The organism is Lysinibacillus sp. NPDC047702, from assembly GCF_050272555.1.
Taxonomy (GTDB): Bacteria; Bacillota; Bacilli; order Bacillales_A; family Planococcaceae; genus Lysinibacillus.
On sequence record NZ_JBNNMG010000087.1, the window covers coordinates 1 to 18,621 of the forward strand.

The 18,621-nt window shown below is 37.4% G+C and carries 14 protein-coding genes and 1 pseudogene; 6 read left to right on the forward strand and 9 right to left on the reverse strand.

Annotated features, from left to right (window positions below):
- Window positions 1–146: 146 nt before the first annotated feature.
- Window positions 147–1,817, reverse strand: coding sequence for a methyl-accepting chemotaxis protein (locus ACQKIM_RS25500; protein ID WP_427549235.1), 1,671 nt, complete (start codon window positions 1,815–1,817; stop codon window positions 147–149).
- 245 nt (window positions 1,818–2,062) lie between these two features.
- Between ACQKIM_RS25500 and ACQKIM_RS25505 the strand changes: the two genes are divergently transcribed.
- Window positions 2,063–3,229: an FtsW/RodA/SpoVE family cell cycle protein gene (locus ACQKIM_RS25505; RefSeq protein ID WP_427549236.1), complete on the forward strand. Its 1,167-nt coding sequence runs from the start codon at window positions 2,063–2,065 to the stop codon at window positions 3,227–3,229.
- 167 nt (window positions 3,230–3,396) lie between these two features.
- On the opposite strand, the gene ACQKIM_RS25510 is transcribed toward ACQKIM_RS25505, so the two are convergent.
- From ACQKIM_RS25510 to ACQKIM_RS25520, 3 genes are read right to left on the reverse strand one after another with little or no spacing between them, the layout of a single operon-like run.
- Window positions 3,397–4,749 (reverse strand): aspartate aminotransferase family protein, encoded by a 1,353-nt coding sequence (locus ACQKIM_RS25510; protein ID WP_427549238.1) that lies wholly within the window; start codon window positions 4,747–4,749, stop codon window positions 3,397–3,399.
- A gap of 32 nt (window positions 4,750–4,781) precedes the next feature.
- Window positions 4,782–6,311 (reverse strand): CoA-acylating methylmalonate-semialdehyde dehydrogenase, encoded by a 1,530-nt coding sequence (locus tag ACQKIM_RS25515; protein ID WP_427549240.1) that lies wholly within the window; start codon window positions 6,309–6,311, stop codon window positions 4,782–4,784.
- Window positions 6,312–6,328: 17 nt separating this feature from the next.
- Complete coding sequence (locus tag ACQKIM_RS25520; RefSeq protein WP_427549242.1) at window positions 6,329–7,738, reverse strand: amino acid permease; 1,410 nt, start codon at window positions 7,736–7,738, stop codon at window positions 6,329–6,331.
- 203 nt (window positions 7,739–7,941) lie between these two features.
- On the opposite strand from ACQKIM_RS25520, the gene ACQKIM_RS25525 reads away from it, so the two are divergent.
- Window positions 7,942–9,510 carry a PucR family transcriptional regulator gene (locus tag ACQKIM_RS25525; protein ID WP_427549244.1) on the forward strand — a complete coding sequence of 523 codons (1,569 nt, stop codon included), beginning with the start codon at window positions 7,942–7,944 and terminating at the stop codon, window positions 9,508–9,510.
- Window positions 9,511–9,735: 225 nt separating this feature from the next.
- Here ACQKIM_RS25525 and ACQKIM_RS25530 read toward each other — a convergent pair whose 3' ends face one another.
- A complete protein-coding gene (locus ACQKIM_RS25530) occupies window positions 9,736–10,530 on the reverse strand; it encodes a carbon-nitrogen family hydrolase (protein ID WP_427549246.1) in 795 nt (264 codons plus the stop codon).
- Window positions 10,531–10,782: 252 nt separating this feature from the next.
- Entirely contained in the window at window positions 10,783–11,091 is a 309-nt protein-coding gene (locus ACQKIM_RS25535; protein ID WP_427549247.1) for a hypothetical protein, read from the reverse strand.
- A gap of 341 nt (window positions 11,092–11,432) precedes the next feature.
- Here ACQKIM_RS25535 and ACQKIM_RS25540 point away from each other — a divergent pair, with 341 nt between their 5' ends.
- A complete protein-coding gene (locus ACQKIM_RS25540; RefSeq protein ID WP_427549249.1) occupies window positions 11,433–11,681 on the forward strand; it encodes a DUF3923 family protein in 249 nt (82 codons plus the stop codon).
- 729 nt (window positions 11,682–12,410) lie between these two features.
- On the opposite strand, the gene ACQKIM_RS25545 is transcribed toward ACQKIM_RS25540, so the two are convergent.
- The 3 genes from ACQKIM_RS25545 to ACQKIM_RS25555 form a co-directional block, all read right to left on the reverse strand.
- Window positions 12,411–12,626, reverse strand: a complete 216-nt coding sequence (locus ACQKIM_RS25545) for a putative quinol monooxygenase (RefSeq protein ID WP_427549251.1) — start codon at window positions 12,624–12,626, stop codon at window positions 12,411–12,413.
- Between the two features lie 1,241 nt (window positions 12,627–13,867).
- Window positions 13,868–14,443 (reverse strand): TetR/AcrR family transcriptional regulator, encoded by a 576-nt coding sequence (locus tag ACQKIM_RS25550; protein ID WP_427549252.1) that lies wholly within the window; start codon window positions 14,441–14,443, stop codon window positions 13,868–13,870.
- A gap of 91 nt (window positions 14,444–14,534) precedes the next feature.
- The gene (locus ACQKIM_RS25555; protein ID WP_427549254.1) at window positions 14,535–15,545 is read right to left on the reverse strand and encodes a fumarylacetoacetate hydrolase family protein; all 1,011 of its coding nucleotides are present in this window, start codon (window positions 15,543–15,545) and stop codon (window positions 14,535–14,537) included.
- Between the two features lie 167 nt (window positions 15,546–15,712).
- Between ACQKIM_RS25555 and ACQKIM_RS25560 the strand changes: the two genes are divergently transcribed.
- The 3 genes and pseudogenes from ACQKIM_RS25560 (at window position 15,713) to ACQKIM_RS25570 (ending at window position 18,505) form a co-directional block, all read left to right on the forward strand.
- Window positions 15,713–16,735 carry an MBL fold metallo-hydrolase gene (locus ACQKIM_RS25560; RefSeq protein WP_427549256.1) on the forward strand — a complete coding sequence of 341 codons (1,023 nt, stop codon included), beginning with the start codon at window positions 15,713–15,715 and terminating at the stop codon, window positions 16,733–16,735.
- Between the two features lie 79 nt (window positions 16,736–16,814).
- Window positions 16,815–17,039, forward strand: a pseudogene (locus tag ACQKIM_RS25565) (hypothetical protein); the annotation flags it as partial.
- Between the two features lie 290 nt (window positions 17,040–17,329).
- A complete protein-coding gene (locus ACQKIM_RS25570) occupies window positions 17,330–18,505 on the forward strand; it encodes a pyridoxal phosphate-dependent aminotransferase (RefSeq protein ID WP_427549258.1) in 1,176 nt (391 codons plus the stop codon).
- Window positions 18,506–18,621: the final 116 nt, after the last annotated feature.

Here is an 18,621-nt window from a genome sequence, read left to right on the forward strand (position 1 = left end):
CGAAGCGTCAGCGGCAAAGCGAGTAGCCTGGAACGGAAATCACCTTCATTTTAACTAAATATTCACAAAAAGTCCCTTGACTATTTAATTTTTCAACACTATGAACCTTACTTTGTATATAAACAAAGTAAGGTTACACTTGCTTATTAGATTGAAAATCGCTTTACGGCAATTTGTAGAACTTTTGATACTTTCCGTAACTCTTTTATATAACTATGGAATTGCTGCTGGGCAGTTAATTGATCTGTTGTTAGTGTAGCTACATGCTTGGTCGAAGCAGCATTTGTATCAGAAAACGTTGTTAACATCACAGCATCCTCACTAACCTTTTTCGTATGATTAGCAATCTCTTGAACAGTAGCAGATACTTCCATAATGTATGGCTTAATGGTATGTACTTTTTCTAAGATTTGATCAAAGCTTATAGCAGTTTTCCCTGTTACATGAACACCCTTCTCTGTTGCAGCTAATACACCCTCCATCATTTGCACGGCGTAGCTTGAATCTAGATGGATATTTTGAACAATGGACGTAATGGTTTGTGTTGATTGAACCGTCTGCTCTGCAAGTTTACGAACTTCATTTGCCACTACTGCAAATCCTTTGCCATGCTCTCCTGCTCGTGCGGCTTCAATCGATGCATTTAAAGCTAGAAGATTTGTTTGTGCAGTAATTTTTTCAATCACTTCAACCATTTGGTCGATTGTAGATGCTCTTTCAACTAAATTAAAAATGGCTGTATTTGATTTTTCAACCGCCTGCTTTATGTTCTGTATTTGTGTTAAATTTGCTTGTACAATTTCTGTGCCGCTTTCTGCATCACGGGCAGTTTTATGAGCGAAATTTTCTACAACCTGTACTTTTTCTAAAATAATTTGTACACCATTCAGTACTTCCTCAAGAGATGCTGTATTGGAAGCCAATTTTGTAGTTGAGGCAGCTGTTGAATCTGAAATAGACTGCACATCCTTCGCAATCTTATGCGTTGTGGTAGATGACCGCTCCGAAGATGTTTGCAATTTCCCAGTCATTTCTTCTACCTCATGTGCACTATTTGTTACGGTATGCAGCAGCGTTTTCACCTCATTTACCATTTGGTTGTAGGATAACACTACCTCACCTAGTTCATCATGAGCGACATAGCTGGCATTTGCTGTGAAATCGCCTTGCTCCGCTCGCTTTAATAAAGATTTCAATTGACGAGTTGGTACATTTACAGCCTTTGTGGCTATAAATCCAATAAAAATAACTAACAATACAACAAATAAACATACCCCACCAAGTAACCAATATCCAAATTGTACATCCTTTTGGTAGGTCAATTGCTGTTCCTTAGCACGTTGCACCAAATAGCTTTGAGTTTCTTCTAATAAGGTATGGCTTTGCTGGCTCACAGATAAAAAGGACAATGTATAAAACTGCTGTTGTTCCTTTAGGTTTAATTGCTTATAGCTTTCAATCAATTCCATCTGCTGTACAAGTAAGGTCTTGTATTTCTTCATTTGATGATCCATCTTTTTATCGACTTCTAGACTCACTAAATGATCTAAAGGCTGCTCCATGCTTTTGAGTATGGTAGTCATTTCTTGATAAGATTCTGCTGCATCCACTAAATAATCTAACTGTCGTTGTGATTCCTCTAGTTCGTTTAACCATCCAATTGGTACTAATCCTTGTGTATAGCTCTCACTGGCATTCCAGGACATTTTTCTTAGATAATCCACACTAAAAATGCCTAGCAGTACATTTGAGAGCACACAAACTATCATTAGTACAAGTAGCTTGTCCTTCACCATTATGTAACGAAAAAATTGCATGATCCTTGGCTCCTTCTCCAGCTCTTACCAATAATCATAGTATCCAGATATAAAGCTAGTGTTATGTTTTTGTAAATATTGTTCGAAGAGTTATGAAGCATCTATAATTTGTAAATAAAATATTAAATTAATTTAATTTAATACATCCTTGATTTCATATTCCTCAAGTTCATATGTTGCAACCTTCCATCCCTTCCTATCGTTTGGTATTAATAGTAGCATTTAGGGAAATAGGAGGTGTTTGAGTGTTACAGTTCAATAAACTAGATAGAAGTTTAGTCATTTGCTTGCTGTTACTTGGTCTGATTAGTTGTCTCTTCGTACACTCTAGCAGTTCGGTATTTGAACAATATTCAAGCTCTTTTATCATCAAGCAGTTTCTATATTATCTTATCGGATTTGTAACGATGTATGGGGTAGCTACACTTGATATAGAACAACTAAAAAAGATTGGCTGGCCATTTTATATAGTCATGGTGTTATTAACATTCGGATTATTTATTGCACCTGAAAGTATAGCTAGAACGGTCAATGAGGCAAAACGCTGGTATCAAATTCCATTATTAGGTTCATTCCAGCCATCAGAGTTTTTAAAGTTTGCTTTTTTAATTGTGGTCAGCAAAGTTATTGTTGCACATCAGGAAAAATATAAGCACCCCTCCTTTTTAACAGATATGCGGCTCCTATTTACAATTGCTGTTATTACGATTCCACCAACACTTGCTGTTTACAAGGAACCTGACACAGGTATGACAATGCTTTATATGGCAATGATCGTACCGATGCTTTTCTTTTCAGGTATTCAGAAAAAGTTGCTGATAATCTTTGCTGCTATACCAGTATCGATTATTAGCATTGTGGTTATTCTTTATGTAAAATTTAATGATTTTTTTACAGAAAGAGTCCTAAGTAAATTATCTGGACATCAAATTTCACGAATTTATGGCTGGTTGCAACCTTATGAATATCCAGATTCATCTTTTCAAACTAGGCAGGGCTTTTTAGCAATTGGCTCAGGTGGGTTTACAGGAAAGGGGTACTTGCATAACAATGTCTATGTTGTGGAAAAACATACAGATTTCATTTTTGCAAATATCGCTGAGGAGGTAGGTTTCCTTGGAGCCGCATTCGTCATCATACTTTTATTTTTTGTGATTTATCGTATTGTCCTCGTTACAGTAGAGGCTAAGGATCCTTTTATGACGCTGATGGGAGCGGGCATTGCTAGTTTATTGGCCTTCCAAATTACTCAAAACATTGGTATGACAATCGGGCTTTTACCCGTAACAGGTATGACATTGCCGTTTTTAAGCTATGGAGGTAGTTCCCTTCTATCAAATTTCATGCTAATGGGGATTGTGATGATTATCTATAAATCTTATAGCGGTTACATGTTCAAAGCCGAGGAGTAGGTGATAACCTTATGAACACTACTTTAAAAAAGAGAATTATACTATTACTAGTTTTGACAGGAGTCTTTTTGATCATACTAATCATTCGTCTTGCCTTTCTGATGCTGTAAAAAATCAATAAGCTGTCTTGAAAGTCATTGTTATTGGCTTAAAAGACAGCTTTTCTATTAAATTTTATGAATACTTTCTATGACAACTTCAATTATTTTCGTTAGATCTTCTTGAGCAATATTCAGTGGTGGGGATAACGTTAAAACGTTATTAAAGCCAGCAACAGTGGCTCCATTTTTACCAATAATAACACCCTGCTCTTTACATGCTGCGATCACTGCATTTACTTTCTCCACCGATAGTGGTTCCTTAGATGCTTTATCTGCAACTAATTCGATTCCAATTAGTAAACCTTTCCCTCGAATATCCCCAACGTTTGGGTGATGATTTAATGCCTGTTGCAGTGCTTGGAGGGTTGTAGCCCCGACCTCACTAGATCTCTCAAACAACATTTCCCGCTGAAGAATTTCAATATTCTTTAATGCTACGGCGCAGGCTACAGGAGAACCGCCAAATGTATTGACATGACGGAAATAATCATATGCATCAGAGCCAGTAAATGCCTCATAAATTTCTCGTTTTACAGCTGTCGCTGATAAGGGCAAATAAGCACTTGTAATCCCTTTTGCCATTGTAATAATATCTGGTTTTACATCATAATTCATAAATCCAAACGGCATACCTGTTCGGCCAAAACCACAGATTACCTCATCTACAATCATTAAAGCTCCATGCTTTTTACAAACTTCTTCAATACCCTTTAAATAATTTTCTGGTGGCATGATAACCCCGCCCCCTGTAATGATTGGCTCTAAAATCATAGCAGCAATTGTATCACTAAACTCCCATGTCATCGTTTTATCAACAGCCCTAACGCTTGCTAAATCAACTGAGGCAATCGTATCGCATTCATACTCGCGATATTGATCTGGAGGGGCTACATGTACAAATCCAGGAGATAATGGCTCATATTTAAATTTTCGCTCTGCTTGCCCAGTAGCAGCTAATGCGCCAAAGGAATTGCCATGATAGGCACGATAGCGAGAAATAATTTTATAACGAGAGCTTTGGCCTTGTTGCTGATGATACTGGCGTGCAATTTTAAAAGCAGTTTCATTTGCCTCTGAGCCACTGTTTGAGAAGAAGATGACATAATCTCCGCCCAGTAACTCATTAATCTTTTCAGCTAGCTCCACTGCTGGTAAATGCCCTTGAGATAAAGGTGCATACGGATTTTTCACCATTTGCTCATATGCAGCATCTGCTAATTCCTTTCGACCGTAACCAACATTTACACACCAAAGCCCTGCCATCGCATCAATATATACAACTCCATCTGTATCCGTAATCCTTGCACCTTCAGATTTTTCCACTACGTAGGTAGCCTTCGGATTATAGGGTTTCATTGAATGCCAAACATATTGCTCATCTTTTTTTAAAACATCACTTTTAAGATTTACCTCAGCCATATTAACACACCCCTTATATGATTGTGACTTGCTTAACTCTTCACATCGTTATTACTAGGAAATGCAAAGGAACTTGCTGTATCCTCTGTTTCGTCTGGCCAACGTTCAGATATTGTTTTTGACTTCGTAAAGAAGCGCGCTTGGTCAGGTCCAAACATATGCCCTTCACCAAACTTAGAGCGCTTCCATCCACCAAAATTGTGGTAACCTACTGGAATTGGAATTGGCACATTGACCCCTACCATCCCTACTTCAATTTCTTCTTGGAATTTACGAGCTGCTGCACCACTATTCGTAAACATTGTGACTCCATTCCCTAATTCATGGTTATTAATTACATCAATCGCTTCTTGTAACGTTTGAACACCTACTACAATACGCGCAGGGCCAAAAACCTCTTCCTTAAAGATTGTCATATCTGGTGTTACATTATTTAGCAAAGTCGGACCAAGATAAAAGCCTTTAGACATTTCGCATATTTTTGGATTTCGACCATCTATCACTAGATTAGCACCTTCAGCAACGGCACCATCAATATAGCGAATAATGACATCTTTTGATTGCTGTGTAATTACTGGACCAAAATCCACCTCATGATCTGTATAAGGCCCTATTTTCAATTTTGTAATTTTTTCTTTTAATATATCTGTAAAACGTTGCTCTGTATCTTTTCCTACAACAAGTGCGCCTGAAATAGCCATACAACGCTGAGAAGCTGCTCCATAGGCTGCCCCTAAAAATGCATTCGCCGTTTGTTCTAGGTTGGCATCTGGCATAACAATCATAAAGTTCTTCCCGCCACCAAATGCTGCAACACGTTTATTATGCTTAGTACCTGTTTGGTAAATATATTCAGCAACTGGTGTTGAACCAACAAATGAAATTGCTTGTATCTCCTTATTTACAAGAAGTTCATTTACCGCATCCTTATCGCCATTTACAACTGTCCAAATCCCATCTGGAAGCCCTGCCTCTTTCCATAGCTTGCTTATAAACAATGCTGAAATCGGCACGCGCTCCGATGGTTTTAAAATTACCGTATTCCCTACTGCAACTGCCATACTCGTAATGGCAAGCGGAACCATAACAGGGAAATTAAACGGAGCAATTGTTGCAACAACCCCAAGTGGGCTTTTTGCGGAAAATGCATTAATATTACCTCCTACATTGACAGAGTACTCCCCCTTAAGCATTTGCGGAGCACTAATCGCCATATCCACAGACTCAATACCACGTACAATTTCTCCCTTTGCATCCTCTCTTGTTTTTCCACTTTCCTCGCAGATCAAGGCAATCAATTTATCCTGTTTTTCAATCAATAATTGACGGAAGCGATGTAAAACCTCTACTCGTTTACCAATCGCTGTTTTTTTCCATTCAGGGAACGCTGCCTTAGCCAGCTGAATTGCTTGCTTAACCTCTTCTTTAGACGCTAAAGGAACATGTGCAATGATTTCTCCTGTCGATGGATTATAAACTTCTGAAAATCGTCCACTTGTGCCAGCTACTTCTACCCCGTCGATAAAGTGTGTTAGCGCTTTCATTTTTTGCTTAACTGTCATCTTTTCACCACTCCTTATTATTGTTGTTCAAAATCTAACTCTTCCTCTTGGAAAATTGCCTCATGTTTTGGATTAGAGACCTTTTTCCTTTGAGTGACCATATAGAAAATCATGACGATCGCCACTATAATACATGTAAATAATATTTGCGAACGCATGGAGTCAATAAAGAACATAGAGACAAGCAATGCGGCTGTAGCCAAAATAGTGAAATACGTTAAATACGGAAATAACCACATTTTCACTTTTAATAGTTCTGGATTTTCCTGTTCAATTTTTCTTCGCATTCTTAATTGTGAAAAGGCAATTATTAAATAAAGAATTAATGTGATTGCACTACATGAGCTAAGTAAAAACATAAAGACTTTGTCTGGAGAAACATAGTTCATAATAACTGCAATATAGGAGAAGAACGTCGCTGCTAGGATGGCATTCACAGGTGCACCTTTTTTATTTAATTTCAAAAAGGCTTTTGGGGCCTCCCCCTTCTCTGCCAAAGAAAATACCATTCTTGATGTTGCGTAAAGTGCGGAATTCAAGCATGATAACACGGCCGTTAAGACCACAAAGTTCATAATTTGTGCAGCAGCAGGAATACCGATATAATCCAATACTGCAACATATGGGCTTGTTAAAATATCTGAGGAATGCCATGGCAATAATGTAACTACCACTGTAATTGATCCAACATAGAAGATTAAAATTCGCCATGTGATAGAATTTGTAGCCTTCGTTACTGCTGCTAACGGTTCATCAGATTCCCCTGCCGCAATCGCAACAATTTCTGTCCCCATAAAGGAAAAGATCACAATAACAACACCCATTAAAACTGCACCAAAACCATTTGGTAAAAAGCCACCCTGCCCAATCAAATTTGCTGTTCCAATAGCAACAAAATTTGGTGCAATGCCAAATATAATAAATGCACCAAGCCCTAAGAAAACTACAATACTTACAACCTTAATAAGAGAGAACCAATATTCAAATTCGCCAAAAGCTTTTACAGAAAGTACATTTGTTAAAGTTAGCGCTACTGTCAGCAAAAGACTAAGCAGCCATAAAGGAATACCATCATACCAGTATTGAATAATTGCGGCCGCCGCCGTTGCTTCTAAGGCAATGGCTATGACCCAGAAAAACCAATATAACCAACCAATCATAAAACCAGCCCAAGGTCCAATTGATTCATGTGCATAATGCGCAAAAGACCCACTTGTTGGATTGACCGCTGCCATTTCCCCAAGCATTCGCATGACAAGAATGACGATGATACCAGCAAAAATGTAAGATAGTATAGCACCAGGGCCGGCTAAGTTAATGACCGAGCCACTTCCCATGAATAGGCCTGCACCAATAACTCCTGCAATCGCAATCATTGTCATATGCCTTTTCTTTAACCCTCTCTGTAAATGCGTTTGTTGCTCCATATCTATCACCTCTTTTTTAGATTGGACTATCGCTTAACAAAATCTTACACGTTCCAAACATTGGAAGTAATAGACAAACTGTAAAATTCTATACTTTTGTTTTAAACATAATGTAAAATAGACTAAATATTCTTGAAATATATTTTTTACGTTTAATTAAGCGAAAATATAACGCTAGTAAGAAAAAAGAAAGGAGAATATTGATGAACCAATTTAAATTAAAGGTGAAGGATATATTAGATAATAAGTATTTTAAGAGTGCAGAGATAGTGGCTGGAGAGGACGGATTATCAAGGATTGTCAAATGGGCACATGTCATTGAAATTGTCCAAATAGATAATTTCTTGGCTGGTGATGAATTGGTCTTGACAACTGGCATAAGCCTGCAACATTGCATAGAGGATTTTATCTTTTTTGTAGAGTCATTGATTCACAAAAATTGTGCTGCATTATGTATTGAGTACGGTGATTATCTACAAACCATTCCAGAAGTGATTGTGTCACTTGCCAACCGTCATAGCTTCCCTATTATTGTTTTTCACGAAACTGTTCCCTTCGTTCGCATTACTCAGGATTTACATAGTCAAATATTAAATCAACAATATTTAATGATTTCCACGTTGGAATCCTACTCTCAAACATTAAATAAAAATGCCCTACTAGGACAAACGACAGATGATATTTTACAAAATATGTATAATGAATTAAAAACTCAAATTGTATTTTCTATTAAAAGCCGAGAGCCTATTTTTTTCCCAAATGCAATGCCTAAAAAGCGTAAGCAATTGCTAGAAATGAAGGAAATAGCCCCCGAATTTAAGCATGAGCCTATCTTTATTTTTGATCAGCATTATGCTGATTTGACTCTTTATAGAGCGGATGGTCAATTTTCAGAATTCGAACTACTCATTTTAGATCGTACAGCTACAGCATTAGCACAGCTATTAATGCGAGAGTTTTATATAGAGGAGAAACAGAATATGGAGGATGCCACTATTTTGGTAGATTGGATAGATCAAAAACTATCGAAAGAGGAAATTTACAAATTTATTGTCACTCACCATTCTAACTATAAAATTTCTAGTGGAGCTGTCTTTATTTTAGCATCCCCACGTACTGTTCCTAAAGTGCAAGAAGATATTGTCTATAGTAAGTTATATTACCGAAATCTCTTTGAACAATATGGATTTATTCCCTTTTTATTCGAAAGAAAGAGCGATATTGTCTTTATTCTCCTTCATATCAAAGATAGTAAATCGAGTCGGGAATTATTGAATTCGTTATGCTCCTCACTTCAGCGGGCAGAGTTTTACAAAAAACAAATAGCTCAAGGTTATCAAGTAGCTATTGGAAAAGTAGTTTCAGATGTTGTAGAAATTCCTAAAAGCTATCAAACCGCTCTTGAGACGTTATATATTTGCAGCAAGGTGCAAACAACTTCTTATTTTTATGATGATTTACATTTATATCACCTTATCTACAAGCTCCAGATGCAGGTTAATTTACAGGAAGTCATTCAAGATTATTTACAGCCTGTAATTGAATACGATCAAAAATATAATAGTAAGTTACTAGAAACATTGCAGGTCTATTTACAAACGAATGGCTCCAAGCAGCAGACAGCCAATCAATTGTTTATTGTACGGCAAACACTCTACCACCGCTTAAAAAAGCTTGAAAGTCTGTTAGGAGAAAATTTTATGAAGGGACATAATCGCATTACGCTTGAATTTATGCTCCTTGCAAATTCTTTGATTGAGGATAAAAATTAAATCCCTTAGTTTTGGAGTACGGTTGGATTGGTTCTCTGGTGTTTCGCTCGGGTCTCCCGCCGTTTCGCTCGGGTCTCCCGCCGTTTTGCTCGGGTCTCCCGCCGTTTTGCTCGGGTCTCCCGCCGTTTTGCTCGGGTCTCCCGCCGTTTTGCTCGGGTCTCCCGCCGTTTTGCTCGGGTCTAGCAAGCTCAAGTCGCTCTGCTTCTTGAGCTTGCTACCAAATCATTAATTTTTAATAGTTACGCCACTATATAACCCAGGTCTGCGATCATCATAAACTGGAATTCTTCCTCTGACTTCATCAACAATAGAAAAGTCTACGTCAATAACAGCCACTTCTTCATCATCAGCACCAACCCAAAGAATTTCTCCCCACGGCTGAATAATCATAGACTGGCCATTGAAGTTTTCTACCTTTTTCGATATACGATTTACTGCAATAACGAAGCATTGATTTTCGATGGCACGTGCTTGCAGCAAAGTTTTCCAATGGTCGATTCGAGGTGTTGGCCATTGAGCTGGTACAAATAAAACCTTTGCTCCCTCTAACGCATGGGCGCGAAGCCATTCAGGGAAGCGGATATCATAGCAAATTACCCCTGCTGCCTCAATATCTCCAAGCGTAAAGCGATTCATTTCATCGCCCGCCTCTAAATACAAATGCTCGTCCATTAAGCGGAAAAGATGGGCCTTGCTATATTCACCTACTAGCTCACCATTTTTATCAAATGTATACATCGTATTGTAAAATTTATCGCCCTTTTTCGTAGCAACAGAGCCGCCCACAATATGTACACTAAGTTCCTTTGCCAAATTTGCTAAAAAAGCTTTCGTTCGCTCTCCATCTACATCTGCAAGCTCTGGTAAACGTTCAAGTGCATAGCCTGTATTCCACATTTCCGGTAGTACAATAATTTCTGCACCTTGTTTTGCAGTTTCTCGAATCTTCTCCTCAGCTCGAGCAAAATTTTCATTAACTTTGCCAAAGCCTACATTCAATTGGATGCAGCCAATTCTCATTACTATTCCTCCTCTAGACCATAAGTAATAGCTTTCAATTACAAGTATAATTAAGTTTTCCCATATTCAAAGATGTGTATTTTAGTGCGCTTTCGCTTTTACACATTCCATTATACAACATTTAAATCTAGACTAATGTATAATTATCCAGTTGTTTGGTCATTCAAAGTTAACGCTTTATCTATTATAATCATAAAATAAAGACCTCTCCATACAGAATAGTCTATTTATACAAATAACTACAGTTAGATATTACTCAACTAATTCCACTGTAAGTGTAGTAACTTCAATAGGTGCTGAATCTCGCATTGTACCATCGTAACCGACTTTTACCTTATCCCCGACTAGAAATATTTCATTGGGATTCATCGCAAGGTTTACATAAATTATTCCTGAAATTGGACTATCTTCAGTTTTATTCACATAAACTACAGCTCTGTGTCCATTTATCTCCTGGATCACTCCTATAAAAGTGGCTTTTATTTTACTATTGGAGCTATATATAAATATTAAACCGCAGCATAGAAGAAGTATAACTATCAAACCAAATTTCATTTTCAAAATATAATCCCCCTGTAAATCTACTTCACACACCAAAACCTGATTCTTTAGATTAATATTATCTTGTATTAACATTTATTGGTATATAAATTCTGTTTACACTGCTGCTAATTCTCTAAATTTGGTCTACTTGTAGATAATGTTTGTCTTTCTCATTTATCTTGTAAATTATAAGGCAATCAGTCTTAAGGCTGAGAAATAGCACCGCCTAAAGCTTGTTGCCAATAAAAATATATAGCATTACAATTAAACCATTAAAGGGAAATTTATGATTCTCAACATTAGAATTTAGATTAACCTCCTGTTACTCAACAATTAAGCATAGAAAGAAGAGGTTTATTATGAAAATGAAAATATGGTGGGCTATAAATTTTGTGTGGCTATTTATCTTTGCTGCTGGGGCCATATTTATTGGAGTAAGAAAAGTTGATTTTGCAGGGGTAGTTCAAACCTCTGAAATTAAAATGGTATCATTCATTATTTTAGGTGTAGCATTTCTAATTGTTGTACTATTTCAACTAATACTACTTATTTATTTTTATTTTGTTAGAAAAAGTACAGTCAATAATTCTACAAGAAAACTATCTTGAATCAAAACTTTTTCTAAGTCACTTATATAAGTGACTTTTTTAATGAGGAGGTACATGTAAAGTTAAAATACACAAATTGATCTTATAAAACAGAAAAAGGACTAAGGCGGTAATTACTCATCATTTTGATTCCTCGATTGCTCCTCTCTATTAAAAACAGCATTGAAATAGCTATAATTGAATTAATCTATTGTGATGTGTCACTTAAAGTTTTTTTTAGAGCATTCCAAAACCTTTGCAAATAAAGTGTCTAGACAATTAGTAAAAAAAATAATAGCTTTCAAACCACAAGTACAATAAAGTTTTGATGCTTCCAATAGTGTGTATTGTAGCCATTCTTGTCCATTGACTTTCCAATGGGCTACACCTAAAACCAAAGAAATCTGTATTTATCCGAGTGCTTGGTCGCCTGAAGTCGCCTATTTATGAATCAACAATTAAGACCACCCATCACAGAGTGGTCTCTTATAAATCATTTAATTAACTCCGTTAGTTCAATAACATCCACAGAATTATAGCATGGTAAGACCTAACGTATCACAATAATGACTGCAATAGAAAGAGTAGAAATGGGAGACTACAAATTATAGTTTACAGACTCTATAAGATAGAACAACTTGTTTTTTAGACAAGTCACTCTTTAAATTATTTATTAATCTATCTTTTTGTTTGTTAAATTAGTTCTCCACTCATTCGTTGGTGTAAGATAACTAATTATCCTCTCATCGATTAAATCCCTAGTTTATTTTCATATGTTTTTCTATAAGGTTTAGGAAGTTCTTCTTTTAGCCAACTTTCCTTTGTTCCTTTCCATATTTCAAAAAGGGTAACCTCATTTGGATTATCTATATCATCTGAAAGAACGGCACTTACAAAAGCTGGTTCATGTTCCATCGCTCTCATAATAGCAGATAATAGTTCTTTGAATTCTTCCTTTTTTTCCACTTTTAATTCTAAATCTTATATAGAGAATTACGTTTTCTTTATTATTACTCATCAATATCCTCCAACTTAATAATTTTAGATTTATCATCTAAAAAATCATATCATGTTGTAGGCATTGTAACCATGATATTGAACATGTTTTTCATTTAATGTAATGTTGATCTATTTAGTTATTCTACACGGTTATCCATCCATGAAGCGCAAAAAATCGGCCCTTCACCACAGAAAATGAAAGTTTATTACGTTCTTTCATGGGAGTTTAAGAATACCTCATTTAAAATTTATATGGATAACTATTTCCATTTACCATTTCAGCCAATTATCTATCAATGGTCTTCATATTGATTGTGGAAGGCTATCTCTTTCATTATGTATAGAAGATATTTTGGAACTTGTTGAAGACAGATAATTAATATTGTTTATCTGTTTTTATATAAAATAACGGAAATTGTATGATTTGTATTCTGTTTAGTATTTGTTGAGTAAGATGATGTAATCTACAAATATAGTTACCTAGTTTGGTGATTATAAAGGGGGGTTACAATTGGAAAAATTATTAATTATTTGTTGGTACATACTAACGGGAATTGCAATAGTATTGTATATACTTATACCTACTTCTTATAAATTTGGCCTTATATTATTTATTGGGATTTGTGCTATTTCATTCCATCGTCAATACAAAGTGAACTAGTATGGTAGACAAAAAACATATGAAGCTCATTAAGCGTGCTACACAGACTTATCGGGGAAAAATAGAAAAGATACGTGGAATTACAAGAAAAACATATGAAGTGAGAAAGAGAACAGATAACTAATTTTGGTTGTCTGTTTTTTGTACAAATAAAAAATATCGGGCTCAAAATTATTTCAGTACCTAGGCACTTTCTTGATAACTAATATTTTGTGATTTTAAGTATATCTTTGCCAACTTCTTAGCGATATATTTGCCAACACAGTAATACCAACCCTTTCAAGCTACTTGGTTTTAATACCCACTCCAATTAAAAGTGTTTTATTGATTTAAATTGAATTTATCTATAACTTTTGGCATTATTTTGATTATTTTTTTTACTTTTGGCATATGTATGCTATTTACAATAAGAACTAGTAAGTTCATCGTCCATGAATGCGGATCTAATTGCACCACCCGCTGTCTCGTAGAGCATTAATGAATACGACTGCATAGTTGTTCATAAGCTGAAAAAGCCTGCATCATTGTTTGCGAGGCTACAGGCTTTTTATGACAATATTCCTTTAACAAACGATGAGACACTGTACTTGTAGAATTCTTCCTCGGTGACGAGTTGGGACTGATATTGCTGGTGAATCAGCTCGCTCATCTGAAAGCCATAGCAAGTCGAGAGAAAAGACATGGCGGCAAGACATGCATCCTGTCCTGCTATAATTTTTTTCTTCTGCAGGCGTTCAAAATATTCAACCAGCAAAGAATGCAGCTTCACAGGCGGCTCGGCCAGCACTCTGTCTAATTCAGGAAGCATTCCTTTGTCGCGGATGCCAATCAAAATAATATCCGCATTTTTATGGAAAAACAAGCGGTACTGTTGGCTTACATTCAGCAAATCAACTTCTGGATTATCGGTCGCTTCCTCCTTTAACAGCTTCTCAAATTGTGGGATATTCGAATGCCTTTCAATGATGGCTTCCAGTATGCCTTGCTTGCTCCCAAAATGCCGAAAAATTGTAGATTCGTTGACTTTAGCTTCCGTTGCAATAGTTTTGGTGCTTACTCCCCGATAGCCATTCTTTTTTATGAGCCGTGTCGCGGCTTCAATAATTCTGTCTGAAGTATGCATTGTATTACTCCCTTTGCATATGTTTAACCTATTATACTACAAGTTTTGCATATGCAGTAGGGATCGGGGTTCATCATTTTGATAAATTTATTTAAGGAAAATCGCTCCTTTTTTCCCAGCGGCTTGATTCCGTAATCTTGACATGATCAGGCACCAATTGAGTGAGTGTGCCTAATTTATCGAACGTAATCTGGATTCGGTCAGAGGGCAACAGCCATTGTTCAGTCTCGATTGCACAGCAATCTGGTATCGTCCCCATACCTATAATTGTACCTGGGAGCGGCGTAAAAACTTTGAGAACCTCCTCCATCACTTTTGCAGGTTGCACGGAATACTCGGATGTGTTCCCCTTCCAGTGCAGTCTCTCTCCGATACGTACATCCACATCCAGTGAAAGCGGGTCATCGATCTCATCCGGCGTAACCAAAAATGGCCCTATTCCTTTGCTGTAATCAAAATCTTTGCACCGCGTTGGTCCGGTCAGCGCCTGGAAATCAGGCCACTGCACATCGCGGGCAGTACTGTCGTTAAAAATAACATAACCTGCAATGCAGTTCCCCTTCCCTGTAACAAAGGCCAGCTCCGGCTCGATATCCAGGTAGGAGGAGTACGAAGGCCAATGAATCGTAGCCCCATCACCAATCAATGCATTATGGTTACACTTGTAATAACTGAAAGTTACTTTATTTGAATCTCCCTGGAATTTTTCGGCAATTTTTCGTTTAAGCTCCTCTCTTTCCGGCCCTTTGTATTCTCTTTGCATCAGATTTACGCCAGCATTTCTCAGATGTCTTGGCGTCAATCCAAAATCAATAAGCGCAGCCGGATTTGGAACCGGTGGCAGCAGTTTTACCGCTGCAATCGGGAAAATTTCATTTTCATTGAATTGATGCGGATTTCCAACAGCATATTGCATTAATTCCTTAGAGGCGGAATAACTTGCTGGTAAATGTTTAAGATAACTGTCCATACTTTGTAGACTGTCAACGAATGTCCCCTTCTTTTTCATAATTGCTGCAAAAGACACGACAAACTTCTCGTTAATGACAATCCCAAACAAAGGTTTCTGCGATGTCTTAGTGTGAAAGGTTACTAGCTTCATTTTGTAGCTCCTCCATCCATGTAGTGTGATGTTGTTCAGTTAATATCATATTGCATAAAGAGAATGCATGCAAGTACTCGCTTGTATTTTTGTTTTCCGTGCTCTATGATAAAGATATAGTCAGTATGACTAGTCTCTTAAAAACATATATGCAAAGGAGAATTGTTATGAAGTATAAAAGTATTATCCAAAAACCTCGGGTTAAATTTTTTGAAGTCGCAGATGGCGTCTTTGCCGGTATTTCGCCATATCGTGGCATCAGTTGGGCCAATGCCGGGTTTATCAACAAAGGTGAAGGCCTAGTGTATGACACGTTCTTCGATTTGTTCCATGCACGAGAAATGCGAGATGCTTTTAAGGAAGTAAGCAATGGCGGCTCTCCCACCTATGTGGTGAACTCGCACTATAATAGCGACCATGCTTGGGGGAATAAAGTCTTTGAAGAAGCTTGCATTATTATGCACAAGGAGGCGGCTAGAGAGCGTCTTACCGAAAATATCGCCTGGATGGATAGCGTCATCAGAAGAGGGAAGGATTCTCCGAAATCGACTCAAGGAGAACGGTTTTTTGCAGCAGAATTTGAAGGATTCAACCTAGAAGGAGTAGAATGGGTGCACCCGAATATTGAGATAAAGGACGATATCAACATACGTCTTGGCGATACTGAAGTTATGATTTACAATGTAGCTCCTGCCCACTCTGACAGTGACTTGCTGTTGTGGATGCCAAAAGAAAAAGTGCTGTTCGCCGGTGATGTCGTATTTAACGGTTGTACGGCATACAGTGAAGAAGGAACCCTCAACTGGATTAAAGTTCTTGATCGTATTATTGATGACATTAAACCTGAAATCGTTGTTCCAGGACATGGCGCTATATGCGGCCTGGACTTCGTGAAGGAGCAGAGAGACTACCTCTTGAACTTGATCAGTGAGTTCAACAAGCATTACAATGACGAGATTGATTCCTTGTCCCTGACTAAGCAAATCGATATTTCTCGCTTCCTTCATTGGATTCAGCCAGAACGTTTGTATGTTACGGTAGATATCCTCTTAAAAAGCAAACGGGAGTTGCCATCTCTTCCAAATTGGAACGAGGTGCCTGCAAAGCTAGAAGACATGAAAGCCTTTCTGAACGAGAAATATGGAGATCGAATCAAGCCATGGGACCCAATGAGCGTGTGGCAAGAATAGCGTATAAAACTGCAGAAGTTATAGAATTCGTACATCTCTTACCACAAATAATACTAAGAAGTATCTACCTGTCTCGCTGTTAAGAGTTTCTATAAAGCTTGAAGATTTTTCTGATTACGCAGCAATTACCAGTATCATTAAGATTACAGGAGGAAACTATAGGCTTACACAGAGACTTTTCACTCAGATTGAAAGAATACTTGAAATTAATCATCTTAATACTATTACTACAGAAGTTGTTGAAGCAGCACGAGATAGTTTAGTTATCGGAATTAAATATAAAAAAGCTATCCAAAGGAGATAGCTTTTTTATATTTAAAATGCAAAACCACAAGCCCATTACCAATTAAGGTAACAGGTTTAAAGTTGGATTGACTTTAAACACATACAGCCATTTAACTAAAGAAGACAAACAAACTGCAATAGAATTTGTTTAATAAAATTTTGTAATTTGGTCGCTTTTGGCCGCCTGTGGTTTTTAGAGCATTCCAAAGCCTTTGCAAATAAAGGGTCTAGACAATTAGTAAAAAAAGTAATAGTATTTGCATCATATTCTTTAATAATAATTATTATATTCTGAAAAAGGTGATGTGTATGGAATTCTCAAAAAAACTACAGCAACTCCCAACTCAATTTTTTGCAGCACTTGTGCAAAAAGTAAATGCTGCCTTGGCAGAAGGGCGCGATGTGATTAATCTTGGTCAGGGAAATCCTGATCAACCTACTCCTCCACATATTATTAAGGCTCTACAGGAGGCAGCTGAAAATCCCCTTAATCATAAATATCCACCGTTTCGTGGCATTGCTGAATTACGCCAGGCTGCAGCCGATTTCTACAAACGTGAATACAATGTAGACATTAATCCCGACACAGAAGTGGCTATTCTCGGTGGCACAAAAATCGGTCTTGTTGAACTACCTTTAGCCATATTAAATCCTGGGGATACGATGCTATTACCCGACCCTGGCTATCCCGATTACTTATCAGGCGTCGTATTAGGGGATGTAAATTATGAAGTACTGCCTCTTTTTGCAGAGAATGGCTTCCTCCCTGATTACGCAGCCTTATCTGATGATATAAAAGAAAAGGCGAAACTTTTATATTTGAATTACCCAAATAATCCAACTGGTGGTACTGCAACAATTGAATTTTTCGAGGAAACGGTTCGCTTTGCAAAAGAGCATAATATCATCGTTTCGCATGATTTTGCCTATGGAGCAATTGGATTTGATGGAAACAAGCCTGTTAGCTTCCTACAGGCAGATGGTGCCAAGGATGTTGGAATTGAAATGTATACACTATCCAAAACATACAATATGGCAGGCTGGCGCATCGGTTTTGCAGTTGGGAATGCTGGTATTATTGCTGCCATTAATCTAATACAAGATCACCTATTTTGCAGTCAATTCCCTGCTGTACAACAAGCAGCAGCCATTGCACTCTCAGCACCACAGGAATGTGCTGACGAGCTCAGAGCTACTTATGAACGTAGGCGAAATGTCTTAATCGAAGAGGCTCAGCGTATTGGCTGGCATGTAACTGCACCTAAGGGCTCTTTTTTTGCATGGCTCCCTGTTCCAGTAGGCTATACAAGTGAGCAATTTGCAGATCTCTTGCTCGACAAGGCAGATATCGCTGTAGCAGCAGGAAATGGCTTTGGACAATATGGCGAGGGCTATGTCCGTGTTGGCTTACTTGTAAGCGAAGAACGTTTACGTGAAGCAATAAGTCGAATCGAGCAATTAAATTTATTTAACTTCTTTCAGTAGAAGTCTCCCACCTCTATAGGTCATTCTGTTGAAAAACAAAATCGTCTATAGACAAAATGTGAACATTCCAATAAAATCCTCTCATTAATGAAATAAGTGAGGGGATTTTTTTATGT